The organism is Pantoea sp. DY-17 (assembly GCF_019795975.1).
In the GTDB taxonomy this organism is placed as follows: domain Bacteria; phylum Pseudomonadota; class Gammaproteobacteria; order Enterobacterales; family Enterobacteriaceae; genus Pantoea; species Pantoea leporis.
Map to the genome: position 1 here is coordinate 71945 of NZ_JAIMIG010000006.1, position 21982 is coordinate 93926.

Sequence of the window (21982 nt, forward strand, 5' to 3'; positions counted from 1 at the left end):
AGGCTTAAAGGAGAATGTTATTTAAAAACGGAGCGTTATGAATTTCCTGGCCTGGACCGCCGCCACCGGCGGTCTATTACTTCTTATGTCACTGGCTTCCGGTTGGATACACCGCGGGCCAGTGACCTCATTTGGTCTCTACCTGTTCGCCGGCATCCTGTGTGGCCCGTGGATGCTCAATCTGCTGCAAGTTGACATCATCGGTCACGCCAATCTCGCCGCTCATCTCACCGAAATCGCTATGGCGGCCTCGCTGTTTATCACCGGGCTGAAACTGCGCTTGCCGCTCAACGCGCATGCGTGGCGGCTTGGCGTCAGGCTGGCGTTTCCCGCGATGCTCCTCACCGTCGGCGGCATGACGGTGCTGGTGCACTGGATTACCGGCTTTGACTGGGCGATGTCGCTGGCGTTTGGTGCCATTGTCGCGCCGACCGATCCGGTGCTCGCCAGCCTGATTTCAGTGAACGATGCGCGTGATGACGATGCCCTGCGCGTAGCGCTCTCCAGCGAAGCGGGCATGAACGACGGCTCGGCGCTGCCGCTGCTGATGCTGGCGATTTTGCTGTTGCAGCCGGGCGAACTCAGCACCGCTGCGCTCGGTGAATGGTTCGCCAAAGATGCGCTGTGGGCGATTGGCGGCGGGCTGGGAATCGGCTTTGCGCTGGGCTGGCTGATCGGCCAGCTGGCGACGCATTTACGTACCGCCAATCAGGATCTGGCACCCAACGATCTGTTCGCGCTGGCGCTGATTGCGCTCAGCTATGCCGCCGCGCAGTCGGTGGATGCGTCGGGCTTCCTCGCCACCTTTGCGGCCGGCGTCGGTTTACGTCGTGCGGAATTGCGCGTGGTGAAGCACTATCCGCAAGATGAGATGTCTGAAGAGGAGCGTTTCTTACCGGCTGAAGCGCGCGTGAATACCGGTCAGCGGATGGCGCAGGGCAGCAGCGGCATGGTGAAATCGGTGGGTTTGGTGATCGGCGATGCGCTCTCCTTTGGTGATACTATCGAGCGTTTGCTGGCGGCGGGCATGATGGTGGTGCTCGGTATTACGCTGGCGCAGCACTGGAATCTCACCGGCATTGGCCTGGCGCTACTGCTGTTTGTGGTGGTGCGCCCGCTAGCGGTGTGGATCACCACATGGCGCTGCGATATTCCGTTGATGCGACGCTTGCTAATTGGCTGGTTGGGTATTCGCGGCATCGGCAGTATCAATTATATTGCCTATGCATGGGTGCACGGCATGCGTGGACCGCAGGCGGAGCAGATGGTGGATATGGCGCTGACGTTAGTGGTGTGCAGCATTGTGTTGCACGGCATCACGGTCACGCCATTGTTAAACTGGCGTGCCGCACGTCAGGCCGCCCGCGCCGAACAGAATGAAAAATGATTTATTGGAAATTATTGGAGCCTATTATGAAAGCGTTATTACTCGCCCTCGTTGGGCTGTCGCTGTCGGCCGGTGCGTTGGCTGCCGACGGCGACAATAATCAGGAAGAGAATGTTTATGCCAGCCAGCTGTGTCATCTGGTGAGCAGTGAAAAGAAGACCAGCGATTTAGATGGCTACACCGAGAAGCTGAAGTCGCAGCTCGCAGCCAGTCAGTCTTCATCGGCCATGCAGCAACCTGAATTTAATGAAGAAATCGCGCAGGAAGTGATTAGCGCGTGGCTGGAGTTGGGCGAAGATGAGCGCGGTAAACTGCGTAAAGATCAGCAGCAGTGCGAACAAACAGTGATGACGCAATTCCAGCAACAGGATTAATACCCGTCATACTTCGAGCTGCAGGTGCGTTGGCTGCGTGTGTTCTCCCCAGTCACTTACTTTTGTAAGCTCCTGGGGATTCACACCCTTGCCGCCTTCCTGCAGCTCGAATTATTTAGGGTATTCGAAAAAGCTCGCGCCTTTTTAGGCGCGTTTTTTTATGGCTTTTTTGTACGATTTACGTACATAATCGCCAACGTCGAAATCAGACATGCGTCACATAATGAGATTCAGCTGTTGAAGCTGGCATTTTTTGCATACTGGCACTGGGCAAGATGATTACACGTCGTCACTTTTTGTTGGCTACTGGAGCAACCGTTCTCTCGATGACCACGGGCAAGCTATTTGCCCGCGATGACGTCATTCCGTTGTGGCCCGACGATCCGCCGGGCGGCGGCGGCCCTTCCGGCTTGCTTAAAGTGAATTCGCATGGCTCATGGACCAATATCGTTTCACCCGCCATTCAGCGTTTTCGCCCGGAAAATCCCAACGGCGAAGCGGTGATTGTGGCGGCGGGCGGCGGCTATCGGTTTATCGGCATGGGCCGCGAAGCCTGGCCGGTAGCGCGCTGGCTTAATGCCAACGGATACACCGTGTATGTGCTCAGCTACCGTTTACCGGGTGAGAAGTGGCAGGCGGGCAATCTGGCACCGCTGCAGGATGCGCAGCGCGCCATTCGTCTGGTGCGTTCGATGGAGAGCAAAGTCCATGTGCTGGGCTTTTCTGCCGGTGGCCATCTGCTCGGCATGGCGGCGGCGCGTCCGGATTTCGAATCCTATCCGGCGCAGGACCCGCTTGACCAGATCAGGCCGAATGTGGATAGCGTTGGCCTGATTTATCCGGTGATCACCCTTGAAGCGCCGTATCAGCACACCAACACGCATCTGATGATGGTGGGGAAAAACGCTACGCCAAGCCAGGAAGCCAACTGGTCAGTGCAAAACTACGTCACACGCCAATATCCACCCACGTTCCTCGCGCAGGCCGAGGACGATCGCACCTCCAATCCCCATAATACTGAACTGATGCGCGATACCTGCCGCCGCATGCGCGTGCCGGTTGAGCTGATTGAACTCAGCAGCGGCGGTCACGGTTTTGGTCTCGGCAAAGCGGGCACGCCCGCCGCGTTGTGGGATCAGGCGTATGTGCGGTGGTTGGATAATCAAGGGTGAACCAGGTCGCCATAAATGGCGACCTGGAACATCACGTCAAATTAAAATTCGCATTCGGCTGCAACGGTTCCGGTAGCGGCATATCGCCATTCATCGCTTTCAAATTGCGTTCGATATTGACGCACAGCGCATCGAGCGGCAGGTGATTCGGTGCGGTGCCAAACGGATGTTCCAGCTCCTCCGCCAGCGCTTCCAGCGACAAAAAGGTGTAGGAGATAAACATCGACACCAGCGGCGTCATCAGGTGTAAATCTGCCACCAGCGCAAACGGCAGCAGCGTGCAGAACAGATAAACCGTGCGATGCAGAATCAGGCTGTAGGCGAACGGAATCGGCGTGCTGGCGATGCGATCGCAACCGCCCAAAATCCCCGACAGCTGATTCAGATTTTCATCAATGCTCTGCCAGACAATATCCGACACCAAGCCTTCATCGCGGCGTAGCGCCAGCCATTCACTCAAACACAACAAAATCTGTGACGTCGGCATCGGATGATGCAGCACCGCGCTGTGCCAGTTGGCCGGCAGCAAACGCTGCAGATCGGCCTGCACATCGGTTTTACGCAGGCGATGTTTCAGGCACCAGCAGAACGCCAGCAGCAAGCCGGTAAATTCCCGCACCTGTTCTTCGCTCACGCCACGCATGCTTTTGATCTGCCGCAGCAGCGAGCGCTGGGTGATATGCAGGCTACCCCACAAGGTGCGGGCTTCAAGAAAGCGCGCATAGCTGGCGTTATTGCGAAAGCCGAGGAAGATGGCGATCGACACCCCGACCAGGCTAAAAGGCGCGGTGGTGAGGTGAATGCCGAAAGTGGAGTACCACGGATAGCCAAAGATGGCGATCAGCGACATCAGCAGGTTAAGCGACAGGCGGAACACGATGTTGCTGAGCACCGATCCATGCCAGTCAAACAGCCGGAGAAACCAGTGTTGGTGAGGACGTACGATCATTTTGCGATGGTGTATTTTTTAGGTTTTGTGGCGACAGGTTACGCCGCCGGGCATCAAAGGATCAACGCCATTGCCAAAGGTTTTAAGACAAAAGCCGTGCTGCTCGCCTCACGCATGACGCGGCAGGCTGATTTTCAGCGCATCGATAAACAGCCGTAGCGCCATGGATTGATGCCGGTTGGGTGGGAACCACAGCGCAATCCCCGCCGATTGCACCCGCCAATCGGCCAGCAGCTCCACCAACTGGCCGCTGCGCATCTCTTTCTCGACATACAGCGACGGCACATAAGCAATGCCTAAACCGGCGAGAGCGGCCTGCGCCATCAGCGCGTTGCTGTCCAAAGTCAGCGTGCCTGGCACGTCAATCTCCTGCTTTTCTTCCGCCTGCGCATATTCCCACTGATAACGTTTTCCGCTCGGTAAGCGCTGGCGAATGCACTGTTGCTGTAGCAGATCGCGCGGATGATTAACCGCCGCATTTCTCGCCAGATAAGCGGGCGCGGCGACGGTGATAAACGTCAGCGGGCCGCCAAGCGGAACGGCCACCATATCCTGCGGCACATCCTCAATCAGCCGAATGCCGGCATCAAAACCGGCGGCGGTGATATCCACCAACGCACCTTGCGCGGCGAAATCGAGCTGGATATCGGGATAGCGCGCGCTAAAGTCCGCCACCACGTGCTCCAGCAGCAAAGCGATCGCGGCATCGCTGGCGCTGATGCGCAGCGTGCCGTAATGCTGATGGCGGCTGGCGGAGATGTCGTGCAGCACATCATCCATCTGGTTCAGCAGCGGCGACAGTCGATCCAGCAGTTGCTGCCCGGCATCGGTGAGCGACACGCTACGTGTGGTGCGTTGAAACAGCTGTACGCCCAGATTGTGCTCCAGCGTTTTCACCAGATGGCTGAGTGACGAGCGCTTGAGGCCGAGCATTTCAGCGGCACGACGAAAGCTGCGCTGCTCGCCCAGCGTTTTAATGGCCTGCAGTTCGTGCCAGGAAGGACGTTTCATTGGTGGCTTTTCCTCACCGGGTCATGCGCGATTAGGTGGATTATCTCCACCAGTAAAGCGATCTACCATCAGGTTTTCAATATGAGGAGCACAAGATGAAAACCTGGTTGATTACCGGCGCCAGCAGCGGGCTGGGCCGATTGATGAGTGAACGTTTACTGGCACGCGGCGATCGCGTAGTAGCGACGGTGCGGCGTGAACAGGCGATGGCCGATCTGCAGCAAACCTATGGCGAACGGCTGCAGGTTATCACGCTCGATCTGGCGCACACCGCCAGCATCGCGCCCACCATTAAACGCGCCTTTGCCGCCATCGATCGCATTGATGTGGTGGTGAGCAATGCCGCTTACGGCCTGTTCGGCGCAGCTGAAGAGTTGAGCGATGCGCAGATTGATCGGCAGATCGCCACCAATCTTACCGGCTCAATCCAGCTGATTCGCGCGGTGATCCCGTTCCTGCGCCAGCAAGGCGGCGGGCGCATCGCACAGGTTTCCTCGGAAGGCGGCCAGGTCGCTTATCCCAATTTCAGCCTGTATCACGCCACGAAATGGGGGATTGAAGGATTTGTCGAGGCGGTACGCCAGGAAGTCGCCAGTTTCGGTATCGATTTCCTGCTGGTCGAGCCGGGCCCCACCGCAACCCATTTTGGCGCGGGGCTGGACGTGGCAGATGCGCTAGAAGTTTATCGTGAAAACGCTGCTGGCCAATTGCGGCAGGCAATTCTTTCAGGCGATTTCACCATTGCCGGCGATGCCGGGAAATGCGTTACGGCGATGATCGCCACGCTGGATCAGGCCAGCATGCCGCTGCGTTTAGCGCTTGGCAGTACGGCGTATCAGAACATCGAAGCGGCGCTGGAAGGGCGGTTGGCGGAGCTGCGCGGGCAACGCGATGTGGCATTCGGCGCGGATGTGTAATCGTATAATTTAAAAATCACGCGAGTGCCATGCAGAACGCGTGGCACAAAAAAGCCGGGAAGACCGGCTTTTTGTTTAATCATCGGTAAGTTGTTCTGGCATGCACTCGTAAAGCTCAGCGAGCTTGGCGAGATTAAAATCACGCGGTTTTTCGCTTTTTTCCATCGCAGAGACAGACGCTTGCGTGATGCCAAGCGCTTCAGCAACCTGCTTTTGGGTCAGTTTACGATAGATGCGCCAAGCGGCGTGAAGAGTGACACCCTTATTAAGGGCGATGTCTACGACGTCACCTGGAATCAAGGCGTCATCATTAATACCGGATTCGTAAGGGATTGATTGCCATAGTTCAGCGAAATCAGCATGTTGAGTCAGTTTTTCGAACAGCTCAATGGGAACAATTGCCGCTTTGCGGTTGCCAGCACTGTCAGTGATGAATTCGATCATAGGATGTATGTTCCAGTATTCAGCGTTATCAGTTTTTTGAAAACGAGTTGAGAATCTGTGAATTAAGGCAGCAAATCTCTACCTTGATTATTTATATGTTCCGCTGGTACGTCTCATTACCTGCTGAATAGCGATGATTTTCGGTTCCTCGCCTTTGTTATAGTCGAACAAAACACGATAATTTCCCCATCTAAGCCGATAGTCAGCCTGACCATTTTTCAAAGACTTAACATCCAGATTGGGCGGAACAAGCGGAAACTTTTTTAACTCATTCACTTGCTCATTCAGCTTCTTCCTTTCGTTAGCGTCTGCAATGGCTCGCATCTGCTTCAGAGCAGCTTTGCGCCAATGTAGCTCTGGCATTCCCTTACCTCACTTGTTACAAACACTCCTCACTGGATTTAGATATTATAGATATTCTTTTCTATATCTGCAATGTATATAGATTTTTACTGTGTTTTAGTTCTATATAATCACAAAGCAGCGGGTTTGGCGGCTATCCATCATCAACGCTTTTGAGCCATCATCAGAATAGAATGGCGTGCACCGTCGCACGCAGCGCAATACCGAGCAGAATGCCAGGCACGGCAAAGCGGAACAGGCGCGGGAATCGGCTCGACAGGCCAAGGTAAATCCCGATGCCGGGCAGGTCAAAGGTCTGAATCAGTAATCCTGCCGAGGCGTTGATGTTGTGCGCACTGTATAAGCCTTTCTCCACCAATCCCGCCACCACGCCGTAATAGGCGGTGCCGCCCGCCAGACATTTGGTCAGCGCCGGAAGAATATAGACTTCGGAAATATTCAGCTTATCCAGCAGTGGCGACACCAGACGCGTCAGCATTTCAATCCCGCCCGCTTCTTTCAACATGCCAACCACCGATAATGAAATAATCAGCATCGGCAGCGAACCCAGCGCCAGACGAATCGCATCGGATCCGGCGCTATTAATGATGCCAATCAGCCCCATTTTATTTTCGCTATTGGTAACGGCCTCATCTTCATTTAATAGCGCCGCATCGGAAAGTTTGCGGCCAAACAGGTGATAGGTTGCCGCCGCCGCTAATACACCGCCGCAGATCGAAATAATTAGCGCTGTGCTCCAGTGTAATCCCGCCGGAATCAGGGGATAAAAGGTGCTGGCCTGGCCCATCGCAAACAGCATCGCCAGCGTGGCCGCCATATGACGATCGGACGTACCGCGCTTTTCCATGATGGCCAGCGCCGCCAGCGGTGCCGCGAAGCTGACGAAATTAAGTTGAATCATGGCAAAAAATGCCAGACCGGTAATACCGAAAGGTTTTAATAACGGTGTGGCATGACGTACAACAAAATCCAGTACGCCTTTGACCTCCAGATATTTCATGATGAATAACATCACCACCATAATCGGAATCAATGTGTAGAGCGCCACGTCTACCGAGGCTTTGCCTGCGGACATAATGATATCAATAATATTCATGCCCGATTCCGACCTTTGCTCACACCGTTCTCCCCGTAAAAATAAATAAGCTGGCAATGCCATGAAGTTTGCGGTGCGCATTAATGCTCACCCTGCAGCAAAGAAATAAATCTTATCCTGTGCGTGGATTATTGAGTAGTGAAGAAAAGGTATATAAATTGCAGCCATAAAAAAACCAGCCATATTAAACGGCTGGTTTTTCAATTCCGGCGGGAAATATTAACGCATCGTCACAAACTCTTCCGCCGCCGTTGGGTGAATCGCTACGGTGTTATCGAAGTCTTGCTTGGTTGCGCCCATTTTCAGCGCCACCGCGAAGCCTTGCAGCATCTCATCCATACCGTTACCGATACCGTGAATGCCTACAATCTTCTCTTCCGGGCCAACGCACACCAGCTTCATACGGCACGGCTGGCGATGCTGGGTAACGGCGGTATACATCGCGGTGAAAGAAGATTTATACACTTTCACCTGATCGTCGCCGTACTGTTCGCGCGCCTGCGGTTCGGTCAGGCCCACGGTGCCAATCGGCGGATGGCTGAACACCACGGTCGGCACGTTGCTGTAATCCAGATGCTCGTCCGGTTTGTTGTTGAACAGGCGCTCGGAGAGACGACGACCTGCCGCCACGGCCACCGGCGTCAGTTCCACCGCGCCGGTGTTGTCGCCCACCGCGTAGATGCCTTTCACGTTGGTGTTCTGGAACTTATCGACCTTGATGTAACCTTTGTCGTTCAGCGCCACGCCGGTTGCTGCCAGGTTGAGGTTGTCGGTCGCCGGCTCACGGCCAATCGCCCACACCAGGCAATCCACGGTTTGCTCGTGGCCACTTTCCAGCTGCAGCGTCAGGCTGCCGTCGGCGTTTTTAATCACGGCTTTTGGAATCGATTCGGTGTGCAGCGTTGGGCCTTCGGCCTGCATCACTTCTACCAGCGTATCGACGATCAGCGGATCGAAGCTGCGCAGAGGCGCATGCTTACGCACGAAGAGATGGGTTTCCGCACCCAGCGCATTGACCACGCCCGCCAGCTCCACCGCGATGTAACCCGCGCCCACGACCGCCACGCGTTTTGGCAGCGCATCGAGTTCGAAGAAACCGTCAGAATCGATACCGTATTCCGCGCCCGGCACCTTTGGATGGCTTGGACGCCCGCCGGTGGCGATCAGAATATGATCGGCTGTGAGTGTTTCACCGTTCACTTCCACGGTGTTGGCATCGATAAAGCGCGCGAAACCTTTGATCACCTCAACCTTGTTTTTACCTAGCACGTTGTCGTACGAGCTGTGAATGCGGTCGATGTAGGCGCTGCGGTTTTTCACCAGGATTGACCAGTCAAACCGGTTTACCGTGGTATCAAAGCCATAATCTGGCCCATAAAGATGAATAGCTTCAGCGATTTGCGCCGCATGCCACATGACCTTTTTCGGTACGCAGCCGACGTTGACACAGGTGCCGCCCAGCTCTTTGGCTTCAATCAGCGCGCACTTCTGGCCGTGCATCGCGGCACGGTTAATCGAGGCGATACCGCCGCTGCCGCCGCCGATGGCGAGGTAGTCAAAATGTCTGGTCATGCGTTATGTCCGTCTGTTGGAAGAAAATTGGCATAGAGTTTAACGCTATGACGATTATTGACGCAAAGATTGCACCTATGATTGTAATAGCATTGATTTTTATGTCCGATTACAGGGAAGCATAGCATGCAACTGACATTCCTCGGCACCGGCGGCGGTGCGCCCAGCCTGCAACGTAACGTCACGGCGATAGCGCTGACGCTGTCGAAACGCGGCGACACCTGGCTGTTTGACTGCGGCGAGGCGACGCAGCATCAATACATGCGCTCTGCGCTGAAGCCGGGCAAGCTGGAGAAAATCTTTATCACCCATCTGCACGGCGACCACATCTTTGGGCTGCCGGGCTTGCTCACCAGCCGCTCCATGGCCGGCATCCCCGAACCGATGACCATTTACGGGCCGAAAGGTATTCGCCAGTTTATCGAGACGGCGCTCAGTTTGAGTGGCTCGTACACCTCTTATCCGCTGGAGATTATCGAGATTGAAGCCGGTTTGGTGCTGGATGACGGCGAAGTGCGCGTGACGGCCTGGCCGATGAATCATGTGATTGAGTGTTATGGCTATCGCATCGAGCAGCACGATAAACCGGGCTTCCTTGATGCGCCGCGTCTTAAAGCGGAAGGCGTACCGCGCGGGCCGTGGTATCAGGATTTGAAAGCGGGTAAGCGCATCCAGCTGGAAGATGGTCGCGAGATCAACGGTGCGGATTATCTTGGCCCGGCTACCAAAGGCAAAGTGCTGGCGATATTTGGCGATACCGCGCCCACCGACGTGGCGCTCCAGCTGGCCGCAAATGCTGATGTGATGGTGCATGAAACCACGCTGGAGGCGGCGCTGCAGGAGAAAGCCAATGGACGCGGCCACTCAACCACCATTCAGGCTGCGGAAGTGGCGAAACAGTCGGGGGCGAAGCGCATGATCGCCACGCATTTCAGCTCGCGCTATTTATCTAAGGATCGGGAAAAACTGTTGGCAGAGTGCCAGTCGGTGTTTGCGGCGACCGAGCTGGCACATGATTTCGCGGTGTTCGAGGTTTAGTGCTGTAGCGCCGGATAGGTGAAGAACAGCAGATGCGTCATGTTGAACAGGAAATGGATGCCGGTGGCGACCCACAGGCGTCCGCTCCACTGCCACGCCAGGCCGTAAATCAATCCGGCGAGCGTGGCGAAGATCATCAGCAGCGGCCCGCCGGGGAAGTGCGCCAGACCAAACAGCAGCGACGTCAGCAACAGGGCCGCCACGGCACCAATGTGCTGGCGCAGACGCTGTTGCAGATAGCCACGAAAGAACGCTTCTTCTGCCAGTGATACGAAGAACAGGTTCGCCAGCATAAAACTGCCCAACCATTCCGGCCAGTGGGGTTCAACGGCCAGGCCACCTAACTGCACCGCGACATACAGCAGCAGCGGAATCGCCGCCAGCAGCGCCAGCCACAAAATTTTAAGTCGCGGCGGCGCGGATTGGGTGCGGAACAGCTGCGGCAAGCAGATGAGCAGCACAAACGGAATCAGCGCTTTATCGAAGTTGTACGAGAAACTAAAGGGCAGGCTGAGCGGCCCGGCCTGCACATCTTCCACCTGGCGCGGATTTTTGAAGCCCGGGAAAAAGTGTACAAACAGGCCGATGGCAATGGCAACCAGCGCGACTTCACTCACCCACTGAATCCAGCGCGCGTTATTTTCCACGCGAATCCAGGCGATGACGGCAATGGCGCCGAGCAGCACCATCGCCGGCCAATCCAGCACATCCTGGAACAGCCCAAGAATGGTGGCGAGCGTGAGCAGCAGTACCGAAAAACGTTTGGCGGGCGACAGCATAGCAAGCGCGCCAGCCAGAATGATCCACATGATAATAGTCCTAATAGGCTGGCGACGCGGTAAGGCGAATTTATTCTGGCACGATCTGCGTGACGCTGAAGTGACCGGTGCCGGCTGGCACCAGCTTCTGATGCAGCCACGGCAGCAGCTCTTCCATCTGCGCTTTCAGCTTCCACGGCGGGTTAATCACGATCATGCCGGAAGCCGTCATGCCGCGCTGATCGCTGTCTGGACGCACCGCCAGTTCAATCTGCAGAATGTTGCGGATATTGGTGGCCTGCAGATCTTTAACCATGTGTTTGATCTGCTGACGCATCACCACCGGATACCACAGCGCAAACACGCCGGTGGCGAAACGCTTGTGACCTTCCTGAATGCCTTTCACCACATCCTGATAATCGCTTTTCAACTCATATGGCGGATCGATCAGAATCAGGCCGCGGCGGCTCAGCGGCGGCAGCTTGGCTTTCAGCTGCTGGTAGCCATCACCACGCGCCACGCGCGCGCGGGAATCTTTGCTGAACTCGGTGCGCAGCAGCGGGTAATCGCTGGAGTGCAGCTCGGTCAGCTCCATTTTGTCCTCTTCACGCAGCAGGAAGCGGGCAATCAACGGCGAACCAGGATAGTACTTTAAGGTGCCGTGCGGATTGAGATTACGCACCGCCGAAAGATACGGCTTGAGCAACTCAGGTACATCCGGCTGCTGCCAGATGCGGCCGATGCCTTCCAGATATTCACCGGTACGCTCGGCGTGCTCTCCGCTCAGCAGGTAACGTCCGGCACCGGCGTGGGTATCCAGATAGAGGAAAGGTTTTTCCTTCTCCATCAGAGCGGTGAGGATCAGGCTTTCAACGGTGTGTTTCAGCACGTCGGCATGGTTGCCGGCATGAAAACTGTGGCGATAACTCAGCATAAAAAAAGGGGGTCCGCGGTTGCATCAAAGGGAGTGAAAACATCGTGTGTGGCGCGATTATAGCCGCGCTGCATAAAAATTGCTGACGTTTTGGCTGCCGCTTAAGTTTTGCGCCAATGCGCCGCTATAGCCGGTTGCGATCAGACTTCTTGTCGGTAATTTGCTACGAAATGACGTGATACTCGAAATTTCATCGCGGATTAAGTAAGTTAGTTTCCGATAACGAAGCGGTCATGAGCGAAATGCCAGGTGGTTCTGGCAGGAAACTTTCCGGTGAAGACCGTATAATTTTTTGCTTAAAGCATCTCAAACAACTCCTGGTGACAATAATGAAAAAAATGACTGGTGTCGCGGTGGCAAGCCTGTTGGTACTGACTGGCTGCGCGAAACAACAACCCGTTCATAGTTTAGTAACGCCGCCGACTGCGGACGAACAATCCGCCGCGCAAACCGCGCCAGAGCAGCAAGGTACGCCATTTGTGGCTTCAGCGCCGGCGCAACCCGCGACGGCTTCACTCAGTGACGACCGTTCCAGCAACATTCAGCAGTGCCGTAAAGAGCTCGACGCGATGCGTCTGTATAGCCAGGCGTCATATGATAGCTATCAGGCCGAATTCCAGAAAATCGGTGCCCAGACCAATAAATATCTGCAAATTAAAGATTCGATTGGCGCGGATATTAACGACTTAGTGATGCCGCGTTATCAATTCCAGATTCGTGAATTGTGCTTCCGTATTAAGACACGTCTGTCACAGTTAATTATTCGTCAGGCCGGTTAAACCATAACTATTTAACTGCATTCGCTAAGTAGCAGCGCGAAATTTCGCGCTGAGGATGGGCTTCATCTCTATTTTATTAATAGAGATGAAGCCTTTTGTGTTCTTAAGGCTGTTACAGGAGATTGTGATGACACAGCGTCATCTGCCGTTTGTCTTTATTATCATCGCATTGTTCTTCCCTGCTCTGGCCTGCGCGGCCGCTGAAGATGATGTATTGCAAGCGTTTGGCGATGCAGCCCGCACGTTGCCTCCTGTTCCAGTGCAAAAGCCAAAACCTCAGCTAAAACCGGTAGCGCCAAAATTAGCTGAGAAACCTGCCGTAAAATCGAAAACGCCGGAGCAGCTTCACCAGCTCCGTGCGCAAATAAGCGAGCTTGAAAAACAGAAAGCCGCACTGCAACTAAAGAATGAACAGCATGAAAAAGCGCTGAAAGAACAGCAGGCGAACAGCGATAACAAACGGGCGGCGCTGGATGAAGAAAAACAGCAGCAAACACTAAATATCATCCGGCTAACTCAAGAGCTCAAAGCCGCACAGCAGCAAACGACGGATGCAACCGCGCTACGTAAGCAACTTACCGCAGCGCAGGCTGCTGCTAAGCGCGATCAGGATGCGCTAAAAACTCAGCTGGCCGAAAGTGAAAAAATGTCGCAGGCACTACAAAAACAACAATCTGAGAGTGAGAAAAAGCTCGCGTCACTGAATGAAGTAAAAGTGATGCAGCAGCAAAACATAGTGAAACTCACCGCTGAACTGGAGGCTGCGAAAAAGCAGCCAGCAGCAGTGGTTGCAGCCGCAGAACCCAAAACCGATGCTGAGCGCGATGGCTATATGCTGGGGCAATCGATCGCCAGCAATGCGGTCGTTCAATTACAGATGGTAAAAGATACCGGTCTCACCATCAGCATTGATCAGTTGATCGCGGGATTCAGCACGCAGTTACAAACCGGCACTTCGGTAATGAACAGTGAAGAGATGTCACGGCGATATGCTGCGATGCAGGAGACGATCAATAAAAAGATGGGATCGCTGATTGAGAAGGGCTATGACCAGCTCAACAAACATTTAGAACAGCGCAAAGCTTTAGTGACGCAAAATGGTGTGCGTTGGTTTGCCGTAAAAACAGTCAAAGCCAAGCTTATTCCTGACCAGCAAGTGGAAGTCAGCGTGAAAGTTAGTACCTTAGGCGGCAAAGTGATTAACGATTTTGCTGATGACAAAGTGCCGTTTGATAACAATCTGCCTCCCATGTTGTATGAAGGGATGTCGTTAACGGGAGCCGGCGGCGCAGTAGAAGGCTGGGCACTGGCAAAAGATATCATCGAACGCGAACCGCTGCCGCCGTGGGTGGCGCCCTACGATGTGATTCACTACCAACTCGCGATTAAATAATCTTCAGCCCGCCTTCTGGCGGGCTTTTCTTCATGGGTACAGGCTCAGTGGCATTGATTTTCCTGTCATCAAGCCGCATGTTAGTAAAATGCGTCGCGCGAGCATTCGCGCCACTACTTCATCATGAAAGGACTGCGCTTATGACCAATCCGTTACTCACGCCTTTTTCGCTGCCCCCGTTTTCTGCTATCAAACCTGAACATGTGGTTCCTGCGGTTACCGAAGCGCTGAACGACTGTCGCGCAGCGGTAGAGCGCGTTGTGGCGCAAGGCGCGCCTTACACCTGGGAAAATCTGGTGCAGCCGTTGGCTGAAGTTGACGATCGCTTAGGTCGCCTGTTCTCGCCGGTCAGCCATCTGAACTCGGTGAAAAACAGCCCGGAACTGCGCGAAGCTTACGAGCAAACGCTGCCGCTGCTGTCCGAATACAGCACCTGGGTCGGCCAGAATGAAGGTTTGTATCAGGCCTATCGCAACCTGAAAGAGGGCGATAGCTACGCGGCGCTGGATACCGCGCAGAAGAAAGCAGTGGATAACAGCCTGCGTGATTTCGAGCTGTCCGGTATCGGCCTCGATAAAGAGAAGCAAAAGCGCTACGGCGAAATCGCGGCACGTCTTTCTGAACTGGGTTCGACCTACAGCAACAACGTGCTCGACGCCACCATGGGCTGGAGCAAGCTGGTGACCGATGAAGCGGAGCTGGCGGGTATGCCGGAAAGCGCGCTGGCCGCCGCCAAAGCGCAGGCCGAAGCCAAAGAGCAACAAGGCTGGCTGCTGACGCTGGATATCCCAAGCTATCTGCCGGTGATGACTTACTGCGACAACGCTGCGCTGCGTGAAGAGCTGTACCGCGCGTATTCAACGCGTGCTTCCGAACAGGGCCCGAATGCCGGCAAATGGGACAACGGTCCGGTGATGGCGGAAGAGCTGGCGCTGCGTCATGAACTGGCTCAGCTGCTGGGCTTCGACTCTTACGCCGACAAATCGCTGGCAACCAAAATGGCGGAAAATCCGGCGCAGGTCATCGACTTCCTGACCGATCTGGCGAAACGCGCCCGTCCGCAGGGTGAAAAAGAGCTGGCTCAGCTGCGCGCCTTCGCGAAGAAAGGGTACGGCGTCGACGAGATGAATCCGTGGGATCTGACGTATTACGGCGAGAAACAGAAACAGCATCTCTACACCATCAGCGACGAGCAGCTGCGTCCGTACTTCCCGGAAGCGCGCGCGGTAAGTGGTCTGTTCGAGGTGGTTAAACGCATTTACGGCATCACCGCTAAAGAGCGTAAAGACGTCGATGTTTACCATCCAGACGTGCGCTTCTTCGACCTGTTCGACGAAAGCGGTGAACTGCGCGGCAGCTTCTACCTCGATCTCTACGCACGTGAACACAAGCGTGGCGGTGCGTGGATGGACGATTGCGTCGGCCAGATGCGTAAAGCCGACGGCAGTCTGCAGAAGCCGGTGGCCTATCTCACCTGCAACTTTAACCGTCCGCTGCAGGGCAAACCGGCGCTGTTCACGCACGATGAAGTGATCACGCTGTTCCATGAATTCGGTCACGGTCTGCATCACATGCTGACGCGCATCGAAACGCCGGGCGTGTCTGGCATCAGCGGTGTGCCGTGGGATGCCGTCGAGCTCCCGAGCCAGTTTATGGAAAACTGGTGCTGGGAGCCGGAAGCGCTGGCGTTTATCTCCGGCCACTACGAAACCGGTGAACCGCTGCCGAAGGAACTGCTGGATAAAATGCTGGCGGCGAAAAATTATCAGGCGGCGCTATTTATTCTGCGTCAGCTGGAGTTCGGCCTGTTCGATTTCCGTCTGCATACCGAGTTCGATCCCGCCCAAGGTGCGCGCATCCTCGAAACCCTGCGTGAAGTGAAGAAGCAGGTTGCCGTGGTGCCAAGCCCGGAATGGGGCCGTTTCCCGCACGCCTTCAGCCACGTCTTTGCTGGCGGATATGCGGCTGGTTACTACAGCTATCTGTGGGCCGACGTGTTGGCTGCCGATGCCTATTCGCGCTTCGAAGAAGAGGGCATTTTCAACCGTCAGACTGGTCAGTCGTTCCTCGACAACATCCTGACGCGTGGCGGTTCCGAAGAGCCCATGGAGCTGTTCAAACGCTTCCGTGGTCGTGAACCGCAGCTCGATGCGATGCTGGAACACTACGGAATTCAGGGATAAGCCGGCTTGTGAAAATTGGTTTAATCGATGAAACGGGCGCCGGAGACGGCGCCTTATTACATTTAGCCGAGCGCTGGGGTTTGCAGCAGGACGAACAGGCGACGATGGCGCTGGTGTTAACCGCTGAGCATCTTGAGTTGCGTAAACTGGATGAGCCGAAACTCGGCGGCATCTTCGTGGATTTCGTCTCGGGCGCGATGGCGCATCGGCGTAAGTTTGGCGGCGGTCGCGGCGAAGCGGTGGCGAAAGCGGTCGGCATCAAAAGCGGTTATCTGCCAGATGTGGTTGATGCAACGGCCGGTTTGGGGCGCGATGCGTTTGTACTGGCGGCGCTGGGCTGTCGCGTGCGCATGCTGGAGCGCCATCCGGTGGTGGCGGCCTTGCTGGACGATGGTTTGCGTCGCGGTTATCAGGATGCGGAGATTGGCGGCTGGCTGCGCGATCGGCTGACGTTGCTGCACGCTGTTAGCCAGCAAGCGCTGTGTGATGTCACGCCCGCGCCGGATGTGGTCTATCTCGACCCGATGTATCCGCATCGCCAGAAAAGCGCGATGGTGAAGAAAGAGATGCGGGTGTTTCAGTCGCTGGTCGGTGCGGATGCTGATGCTGATGCGTTGCTGGAACCGGCGCGCCGTCTGGCGAAGAAGCGCATTGTGGTGAAGCGTCCGGATTACGCGCCGCCGTTAGCGGGCGTGGTGACGCAGGATGCGGTGGTGACCAAAAGCCATCGTTTTGATATTTATCCGCCGCTGGGGTAATAACGCAAACAATGCGCAATAAATTGCGCCGCTACAAAAAATCAGGCCGGTAACCCGGCCTGATTTTTATTCTTCGTCTTCGTCGCGCAGCGGCACAATCAACATGTCGATATGCACGGTGTTAATCAACTGGCGCGCCGATGACATCAGCTTGCTCCAGAAGTCCTGATGGTGACCACACACCACCAAATCCACATCATATTTCTTAATCGCATCCACCAGCACCTGGCCAAGATCGCCGCTGCCGCTCAGGGTTTCACTGATCGGATAACCGGCGTTAATTGACAGCTCTTTCAGCGCGGTGTGCGTCTCTTCAGAAATACGCTTCTGCATGTCGCCCAGATTGACATCAATCAGCCCGGTGTAGAGGTCTGAATAGTTCACATCAACGTGGATCAGCGAGATTTTTGCATCATAAGGACGGGCCAGCGAAACGGCTTTATCAACCAGCAACTGGCTTTCCGGGGAAAGGTCTACTGCAATCAGGATGTGTTTATAAGCCATGATAAAACTCCTTTCTCAAGATTCGGGGCAATCTTCCTGCTTTCACGGTCGGCGATTCCTTTGCGCGAGACGGCGATGAAGCGCCACCAACCAACTATTTCAGCCTTGCAGGCGGTTTTTATTATGTCCTGAGTATAGCCAGAGTTGTTAACAAATGCTGCAAGCGCAAGTTCGCTTGTGAGGAAGATCAAGCGTTATCGGCTTTTTCACTCGCCCTGAACGAAAATCATCGCTGGAAAAAAATTCAACAGATCTCCTACACTGAAAATAAGTGCCACTGCCATATGCGTTGCGCACTCAGGTTCGCATAACAACAATGCAATCGACATCATTCAATGGCTGGTTTATTTCCCGTGCGGCGTCTACAGCAATTCCCCGCTGCGTTCGACGTCGTTGCGGCTCCAGCCGGGAGGGGAACATGATCAGCACTATCGCGCTTTTTTGGGCTCTGTGTGTGGTTTGTCTGGTGAATATGGCGCGCTATTTCTCTTCTTTGCGCTCACTTTTAGCCGTTTTGCGCGGTTGCGATCCGCTGTTATATCAATACGTGGATGGTGCGGGTTTCTTCACGTCGCACGGGCAGCCGAGTAAGCAGGTGCGGCTGGTGCGCTATATCTGGGAGAAGCGCTATCACGATCATCATGACGACGAGTTCATTCGCCGCTGTGAGCGCGTGCGCGGACAGTTTGTGCTGACCAGCGGGCTCTGCTTTTTGGTGGTGGTGAGTTTGATTGCGATGGCGATCTGGCAATAAAAAGGGCAATAAAAAAGGGCGATATCGCGTCGCCCTCGAATATTTCTGCGCTTTGCTTAGATCAGTTTCAGTGCAATCCAGTAGAGCGAACCCGACAGCAAAATACACACCGGCAAGGTGAACACCCACGCCATAGCGATATTTTTGATGGTGCGACTCTGCAATCCACCGCCATCGACCAGCATAGTACCGGCCACCGACGACGACAGAATGTGCGTGGTAGAAACGGGCATACCGGTGTAACTGGCCACGCCAATCGATACTGCGGCCGTCACCTGCGCCGACATCCCTTGCGCATACGTCATGCCTTTCTTACCGATTTTCTCACCAATGGTGGTGGCAACACGACGCCAGCCAATCATGGTGCCGATGCCGAGCGCCAGCGCCACAGCCACAATAATCCAGATCGGTGCGTACTCAACGGTGCCCAGCAAATCGCTTTTCAGCTTGTTGAGGAAGCGCTTATCGTCCGCGCTGGTTTCCGGCAGCTTGGCCACTTTATCTACGGTATCGGAAACGCACAGCAGCAGGCGACGCATCTGGCTGCGTTGATCAACCGTCAGCTGATCGTAGCTCTGCAGATTGTTCAGCAGCAGCTGCGCACGATCGATAGCCTGCAGCGCACGGCTGCTGTCGCAATGGAACTCCTGCGGACCGCCAAGCGATTCATCTGGCGTTGGCACCACAGGCGGCGCCATCTGCACCATGTGCGTCAGTGATTCGTTGTGCTGCTGATAATACTGCTCCAGATGGTTTACGGCATCGCGCGTGCGGGTGATGTCATAACCCGACGCATTCAGGTTCACCACAAAACCAGCCGGCGCAACGCCGATCAGCACCAGCATAATCAGGCCAATGCCTTTCTGACCATCGTTAGCGCCGTGTGAGTAGCTCACGCCAATCGCGGAAACGATCAGGGCAATGCGCGTCCAGAACGGGGGCTTTTTCTTGCCATCAATCTTTTCACGGTCAGCAGGCGTCATGTGGATGCGCGAACGCTTGGTGGTTCCGCTCCAGTAGCGACGCAGGATAAAGATCAGACCGCCTGCAATCACCAGACCTACAATCGGCGAAAGAATCAGGGACATGAAGATATTGATGACTTTCGGCAGGTTGAGCGCGTCAACCACCGAGGTGCCGGTCATCAGGGCGTTGGTGAGACCAATACCGATGATAGCGCCAATCAATGTGTGAGAACTGGACGCCGGCAAACCCAAATACCAGGTGCCAAGGTTCCAGATAATCGCGGCCAGCAGCATGGAGAAGACCATGGCGAGTCCGTGGGCCGAACCGACATTCAACAGTAAATCGGTCGGAAGCATATGAACAATGGCATACGCCACGCTCAATCCACCAAGCAAAACACCTAAGAAGTTGAAAACACCCGCCATGACAACCGCCAGTTGCGCCCGCATCGCACGGGTATAAATGACAGTCGCGACCGCGTTAGCAGTGTCGTGAAAACCGTTGATTGCTTCGTAAAACAATACAAACAGCAGAGCAAGAATCAGTAACAGGCTGGTACTGAGGTCGAGACCAGCAAACAGATGTAGCATAAACGTTACGCCATTTTGGGAGGACATGAACGCGGCGCATTATCTGCGACAACGTGCGCGATATGAAAGAAAAATATAGCTCTTTATTGTCTTAAAATTGTAATGCAGCGTATAGATTTAGCTGAAAACAGCTTAAAATTAGTAAGTTACATTATGACACATTTACGGCATTTTTTTGAAGCTGGCGCTAAAAGCCGCAAATCCCTACAATCAGCGCCTTTCGGGCAAGGCGGATAAAGCAGTGGAAAAGTTTGACGTTATCATTATTGGTGCAGGCGCAGCCGGCATGTTCTGTGCGGCGCAGGCAGGGCAATTGGGTCGCCGCGTATTGCTGCTGGATAACGGCAAAAAAGCCGGTCGCAAGATTTTGATGTCGGGCGGCGGTCGCTGCAACTTCACCAACATGCACACCGAACCGGCGGCGTATCTGTCGCACAATCCGCATTTCTGCAAATCGGCGCTGGCGCGCTACAACCAATGGGATTTCATCGATCTGGTCAATCGCCACGGCATTGCGTATCACGAGAAAACGCTCGGGCAATTATTCTGCGATGACTCCGCACAGCAGATTGTCGATCTGCTGTTGAAAGAGTGTGATGCCGGGCAGGTGACGCTGCGCCTGCGCAGTGAAGTGCTGAGCGTCGATCGCGACGATAATGGTTATACCTTGCAGCTGAACGGCACATCGGTGCAGGCAGAAAAACTGGTGATCGCCAGCGGCGGGCTCTCGATGCCAGGCCTCGGCGCCACGCCGTTTGGCTACAAAGTGGCGGAACAGTTCGGCCTGAAAGTGTTCCCGACGCGCGCGGCATTGGTGCCGTTCACGCTGCATAAACCGCTTCTGGAACAGCTCAACACGCTGTCGGGCGTCGCGCTGCCCACCACCATCACCTCGCAGGACGGCACCTTATTTAAAGAAGCGATGCTGTTTACCCATCGCGGCTTATCGGGGCCCGCCGTGCTGCAAATCTCCAGCTACTGGCAGCCGGGTGAATTCGTCACCATTGATTTGTCACCTGCCACTTCGCTGGATGATTTCATTCATGTGCAGCGCGAAGCGCATCCCAATCTCAGCCTGAAAAACAGCCTGGCGAAAATTCTGCCAAAACGGTTGGTGGAAGTGCTGCAGGAGCTAAAGCAGATTCCTGACGTCACGCTGAAGCAGCTAAACAGCAAGCAGCAGGGCGAACTGGTCAGCACGCTGCATCAATGGCGCGTGCAGCCAAACGGCACCGAAGGCTATCGCACCGCCGAAGTGACGCTAGGCGGCGTCGATACCACCCAACTGTCGTCAAAAACCATGGAAGCGCGCGATGTGCCAGGTTTGTTCTTTATCGGCGAAGTGGTGGACGTTACCGGTTGGCTGGGCGGCTACAACTTCCAGTGGGCGTGGAGCTCGGCCTGGGCGTGCGCGCAGGCGCTTTAACTCACGTCGCTATGATGGCGTATTTCCTTTCTCCAGCGGATGAACCTATTGATGTTAAAACTCAAATTTATTGTGCCGTTGCTGATCGTCATCAGTGCCGCCGTTTGGTGGCTGATGCCGCATTACAGCGATGAGGACAAAGGCTATTACATCGCCATGTTCTGTACGCTCACTCATGATGGACGCGGCAATGCTCCGCAAGATATGCAGCAGATTATTGAAGGCAGTAATGCAGATTACGCATTGCAGAAGATTCATTTCCAACAGGGTTTGGCTGATCATCTGCAAGCGGTGTGGCAGGATTTGTCGCCAGAACAGCAGCAGCAGGCGCGGCAGGAAAATCTCTCCTGCCGCCGTTTGATGTCTGAGAAATTGCTACCGGGCCAGCCGGTTCAGTAATTATTGAACGGGCAGCGCAGGGATTAAAAGCTGCGCCGCCGTTTTAAGAAGCCGCTCAACACCTTCCCGCTCCCATATCGCAAAACGTTTCGCAGCAGAATCTGACGCCAATTTTGCGAGACGCCCCGCATCCGCTTGCACGTTACTTGTTGTACTAATTGATATTTTTCGCAGCGCCGCGCAAAATACACACAGTCACATGGTGCAGCAATCGC

The 21982-nt window shown here is 55.0% G+C and carries 22 protein-coding genes; 12 read left to right on the forward strand and 10 right to left on the reverse strand.

Annotation, left to right across the window (positions count from 1 at the left end):
- Positions 1-37 precede the first annotated feature (37 nt).
- The 3 genes from K5Y33_RS21220 to K5Y33_RS21230 all read left to right on the forward strand — a co-directional run bounded on the left by K5Y33_RS21220 (position 38) and on the right by K5Y33_RS21230 (position 2933).
- The gene (locus K5Y33_RS21220) at positions 38-1387 is read left to right on the forward strand and encodes a sodium:proton antiporter (protein ID WP_192236938.1); all 1350 of its coding nucleotides are present in this window, start codon (positions 38-40) and stop codon (positions 1385-1387) included.
- A 26-nt stretch (positions 1388-1413) separates the two neighbouring features.
- On the forward strand, positions 1414-1761 hold the full coding sequence (locus K5Y33_RS21225; protein WP_101762791.1) for a hypothetical protein: 348 nt from the start codon (positions 1414-1416) through the stop codon (positions 1759-1761).
- Between the two features lie 275 nt (positions 1762-2036).
- Positions 2037-2933 (forward strand): alpha/beta hydrolase, encoded by an 897-nt coding sequence (locus K5Y33_RS21230; protein ID WP_222235050.1) that lies wholly within the window; start codon positions 2037-2039, stop codon positions 2931-2933.
- 31 nt (positions 2934-2964) lie between these two features.
- Here the strand turns inward: K5Y33_RS21230 and K5Y33_RS21235 are convergent, their stop codons facing one another.
- Complete coding sequence (locus K5Y33_RS21235; protein ID WP_222235051.1) at positions 2965-3882, reverse strand: bestrophin family protein; 918 nt, start codon at positions 3880-3882, stop codon at positions 2965-2967.
- A gap of 108 nt (positions 3883-3990) precedes the next feature.
- Positions 3991-4893 carry a LysR family transcriptional regulator gene (locus K5Y33_RS21240; RefSeq protein WP_222235052.1) on the reverse strand — a complete coding sequence of 301 codons (903 nt, stop codon included), beginning with the start codon at positions 4891-4893 and terminating at the stop codon, positions 3991-3993.
- A 95-nt stretch (positions 4894-4988) separates the two neighbouring features.
- Between K5Y33_RS21240 and K5Y33_RS21245 the strand changes: the two genes are divergently transcribed.
- Positions 4989-5810 carry an SDR family oxidoreductase gene (locus tag K5Y33_RS21245; protein ID WP_222235053.1) on the forward strand — a complete coding sequence of 274 codons (822 nt, stop codon included), beginning with the start codon at positions 4989-4991 and terminating at the stop codon, positions 5808-5810.
- A 75-nt stretch (positions 5811-5885) separates the two neighbouring features.
- Here K5Y33_RS21245 and K5Y33_RS21250 read toward each other — a convergent pair whose 3' ends face one another.
- The 4 genes from K5Y33_RS21250 to gorA form a co-directional block, all read right to left on the reverse strand.
- A complete protein-coding gene (locus K5Y33_RS21250; protein ID WP_192236941.1) occupies positions 5886-6254 on the reverse strand; it encodes a helix-turn-helix domain-containing protein in 369 nt (122 codons plus the stop codon).
- 87 nt (positions 6255-6341) lie between these two features.
- Positions 6342-6617, reverse strand: coding sequence for a type II toxin-antitoxin system RelE/ParE family toxin (locus tag K5Y33_RS21255; RefSeq protein ID WP_101762732.1), 276 nt, complete (start codon positions 6615-6617; stop codon positions 6342-6344).
- A gap of 163 nt (positions 6618-6780) precedes the next feature.
- Entirely contained in the window at positions 6781-7713 is a 933-nt protein-coding gene (locus tag K5Y33_RS21260) for a nucleoside recognition domain-containing protein (RefSeq protein ID WP_101762731.1), read from the reverse strand.
- A gap of 219 nt (positions 7714-7932) precedes the next feature.
- Positions 7933-9285, reverse strand: coding sequence for a glutathione-disulfide reductase (gene gorA, locus K5Y33_RS21265; protein ID WP_222185991.1), 1353 nt, complete (start codon positions 9283-9285; stop codon positions 7933-7935).
- Positions 9286-9411: 126 nt separating this feature from the next.
- Here gorA and rnz point away from each other — a divergent pair, with 126 nt between their 5' ends.
- Positions 9412-10323, forward strand: coding sequence for a ribonuclease Z (gene rnz / locus K5Y33_RS21270; protein WP_110867666.1), 912 nt, complete (start codon positions 9412-9414; stop codon positions 10321-10323).
- Here rnz and K5Y33_RS21275 read toward each other — a convergent pair.
- The gene (locus K5Y33_RS21275) at positions 10320-11132 is read right to left on the reverse strand and encodes a CPBP family intramembrane glutamic endopeptidase (protein WP_192236944.1); all 813 of its coding nucleotides are present in this window, start codon (positions 11130-11132) and stop codon (positions 10320-10322) included. The two genes, rnz and K5Y33_RS21275, sit on opposite strands and share 4 nt — an antisense overlap.
- A 40-nt stretch (positions 11133-11172) precedes the next feature.
- Positions 11173-12015 (reverse strand): 23S rRNA (adenine(2030)-N(6))-methyltransferase RlmJ, encoded by an 843-nt coding sequence (locus K5Y33_RS21280; RefSeq protein WP_101762727.1) that lies wholly within the window; start codon positions 12013-12015, stop codon positions 11173-11175.
- A gap of 329 nt (positions 12016-12344) precedes the next feature.
- Between K5Y33_RS21280 and K5Y33_RS23755 the strand changes: the two genes are divergently transcribed.
- The 4 genes from K5Y33_RS23755 (at position 12345) to rsmJ (ending at position 17128) form a co-directional block, all read left to right on the forward strand.
- Complete coding sequence (locus K5Y33_RS23755) at positions 12345-12794, forward strand: hypothetical protein (protein ID WP_255602812.1); 450 nt, start codon at positions 12345-12347, stop codon at positions 12792-12794.
- A 55-nt stretch (positions 12795-12849) separates the two neighbouring features.
- Complete coding sequence (locus K5Y33_RS21290) at positions 12850-14187, forward strand: hypothetical protein (protein WP_222235054.1); 1338 nt, start codon at positions 12850-12852, stop codon at positions 14185-14187.
- Between the two features lie 140 nt (positions 14188-14327).
- Positions 14328-16370, forward strand: coding sequence for an oligopeptidase A (gene prlC / locus K5Y33_RS21295; RefSeq protein ID WP_222235055.1), 2043 nt, complete (start codon positions 14328-14330; stop codon positions 16368-16370).
- Positions 16371-16378: 8 nt separating this feature from the next.
- On the forward strand, positions 16379-17128 hold the full coding sequence (gene rsmJ, locus K5Y33_RS21300) for a 16S rRNA (guanine(1516)-N(2))-methyltransferase RsmJ (RefSeq protein WP_222235056.1): 750 nt from the start codon (positions 16379-16381) through the stop codon (positions 17126-17128).
- Positions 17129-17194: 66 nt separating this feature from the next.
- Here rsmJ and uspA read toward each other — a convergent pair whose 3' ends face one another.
- Entirely contained in the window at positions 17195-17632 is a 438-nt protein-coding gene (gene uspA / locus K5Y33_RS21305; RefSeq protein ID WP_007889892.1) for a universal stress protein UspA, read from the reverse strand.
- A gap of 418 nt (positions 17633-18050) precedes the next feature.
- Between uspA and uspB the strand changes: the two genes are divergently transcribed.
- On the forward strand, positions 18051-18386 hold the full coding sequence (uspB, locus tag K5Y33_RS21310) for a universal stress protein UspB (RefSeq protein ID WP_008108136.1): 336 nt from the start codon (positions 18051-18053) through the stop codon (positions 18384-18386).
- Between the two features lie 56 nt (positions 18387-18442).
- Here the strand turns inward: uspB and pitA are convergent, their stop codons facing one another.
- Positions 18443-19942: an inorganic phosphate transporter PitA gene (gene pitA / locus K5Y33_RS21315; protein ID WP_137386695.1), complete on the reverse strand. Its 1500-nt coding sequence runs from the start codon at positions 19940-19942 to the stop codon at positions 18443-18445.
- A gap of 241 nt (positions 19943-20183) precedes the next feature.
- On the opposite strand from pitA, the gene K5Y33_RS21320 reads away from it, so the two are divergent.
- A complete protein-coding gene (locus K5Y33_RS21320) occupies positions 20184-21368 on the forward strand; it encodes an NAD(P)/FAD-dependent oxidoreductase (protein ID WP_222235057.1) in 1185 nt (394 codons plus the stop codon).
- A gap of 51 nt (positions 21369-21419) precedes the next feature.
- Positions 21420-21767 carry a hypothetical protein gene (locus tag K5Y33_RS21325; protein WP_222235058.1) on the forward strand — a complete coding sequence of 116 codons (348 nt, stop codon included), beginning with the start codon at positions 21420-21422 and terminating at the stop codon, positions 21765-21767.
- Positions 21768-21982: the final 215 nt, after the last annotated feature.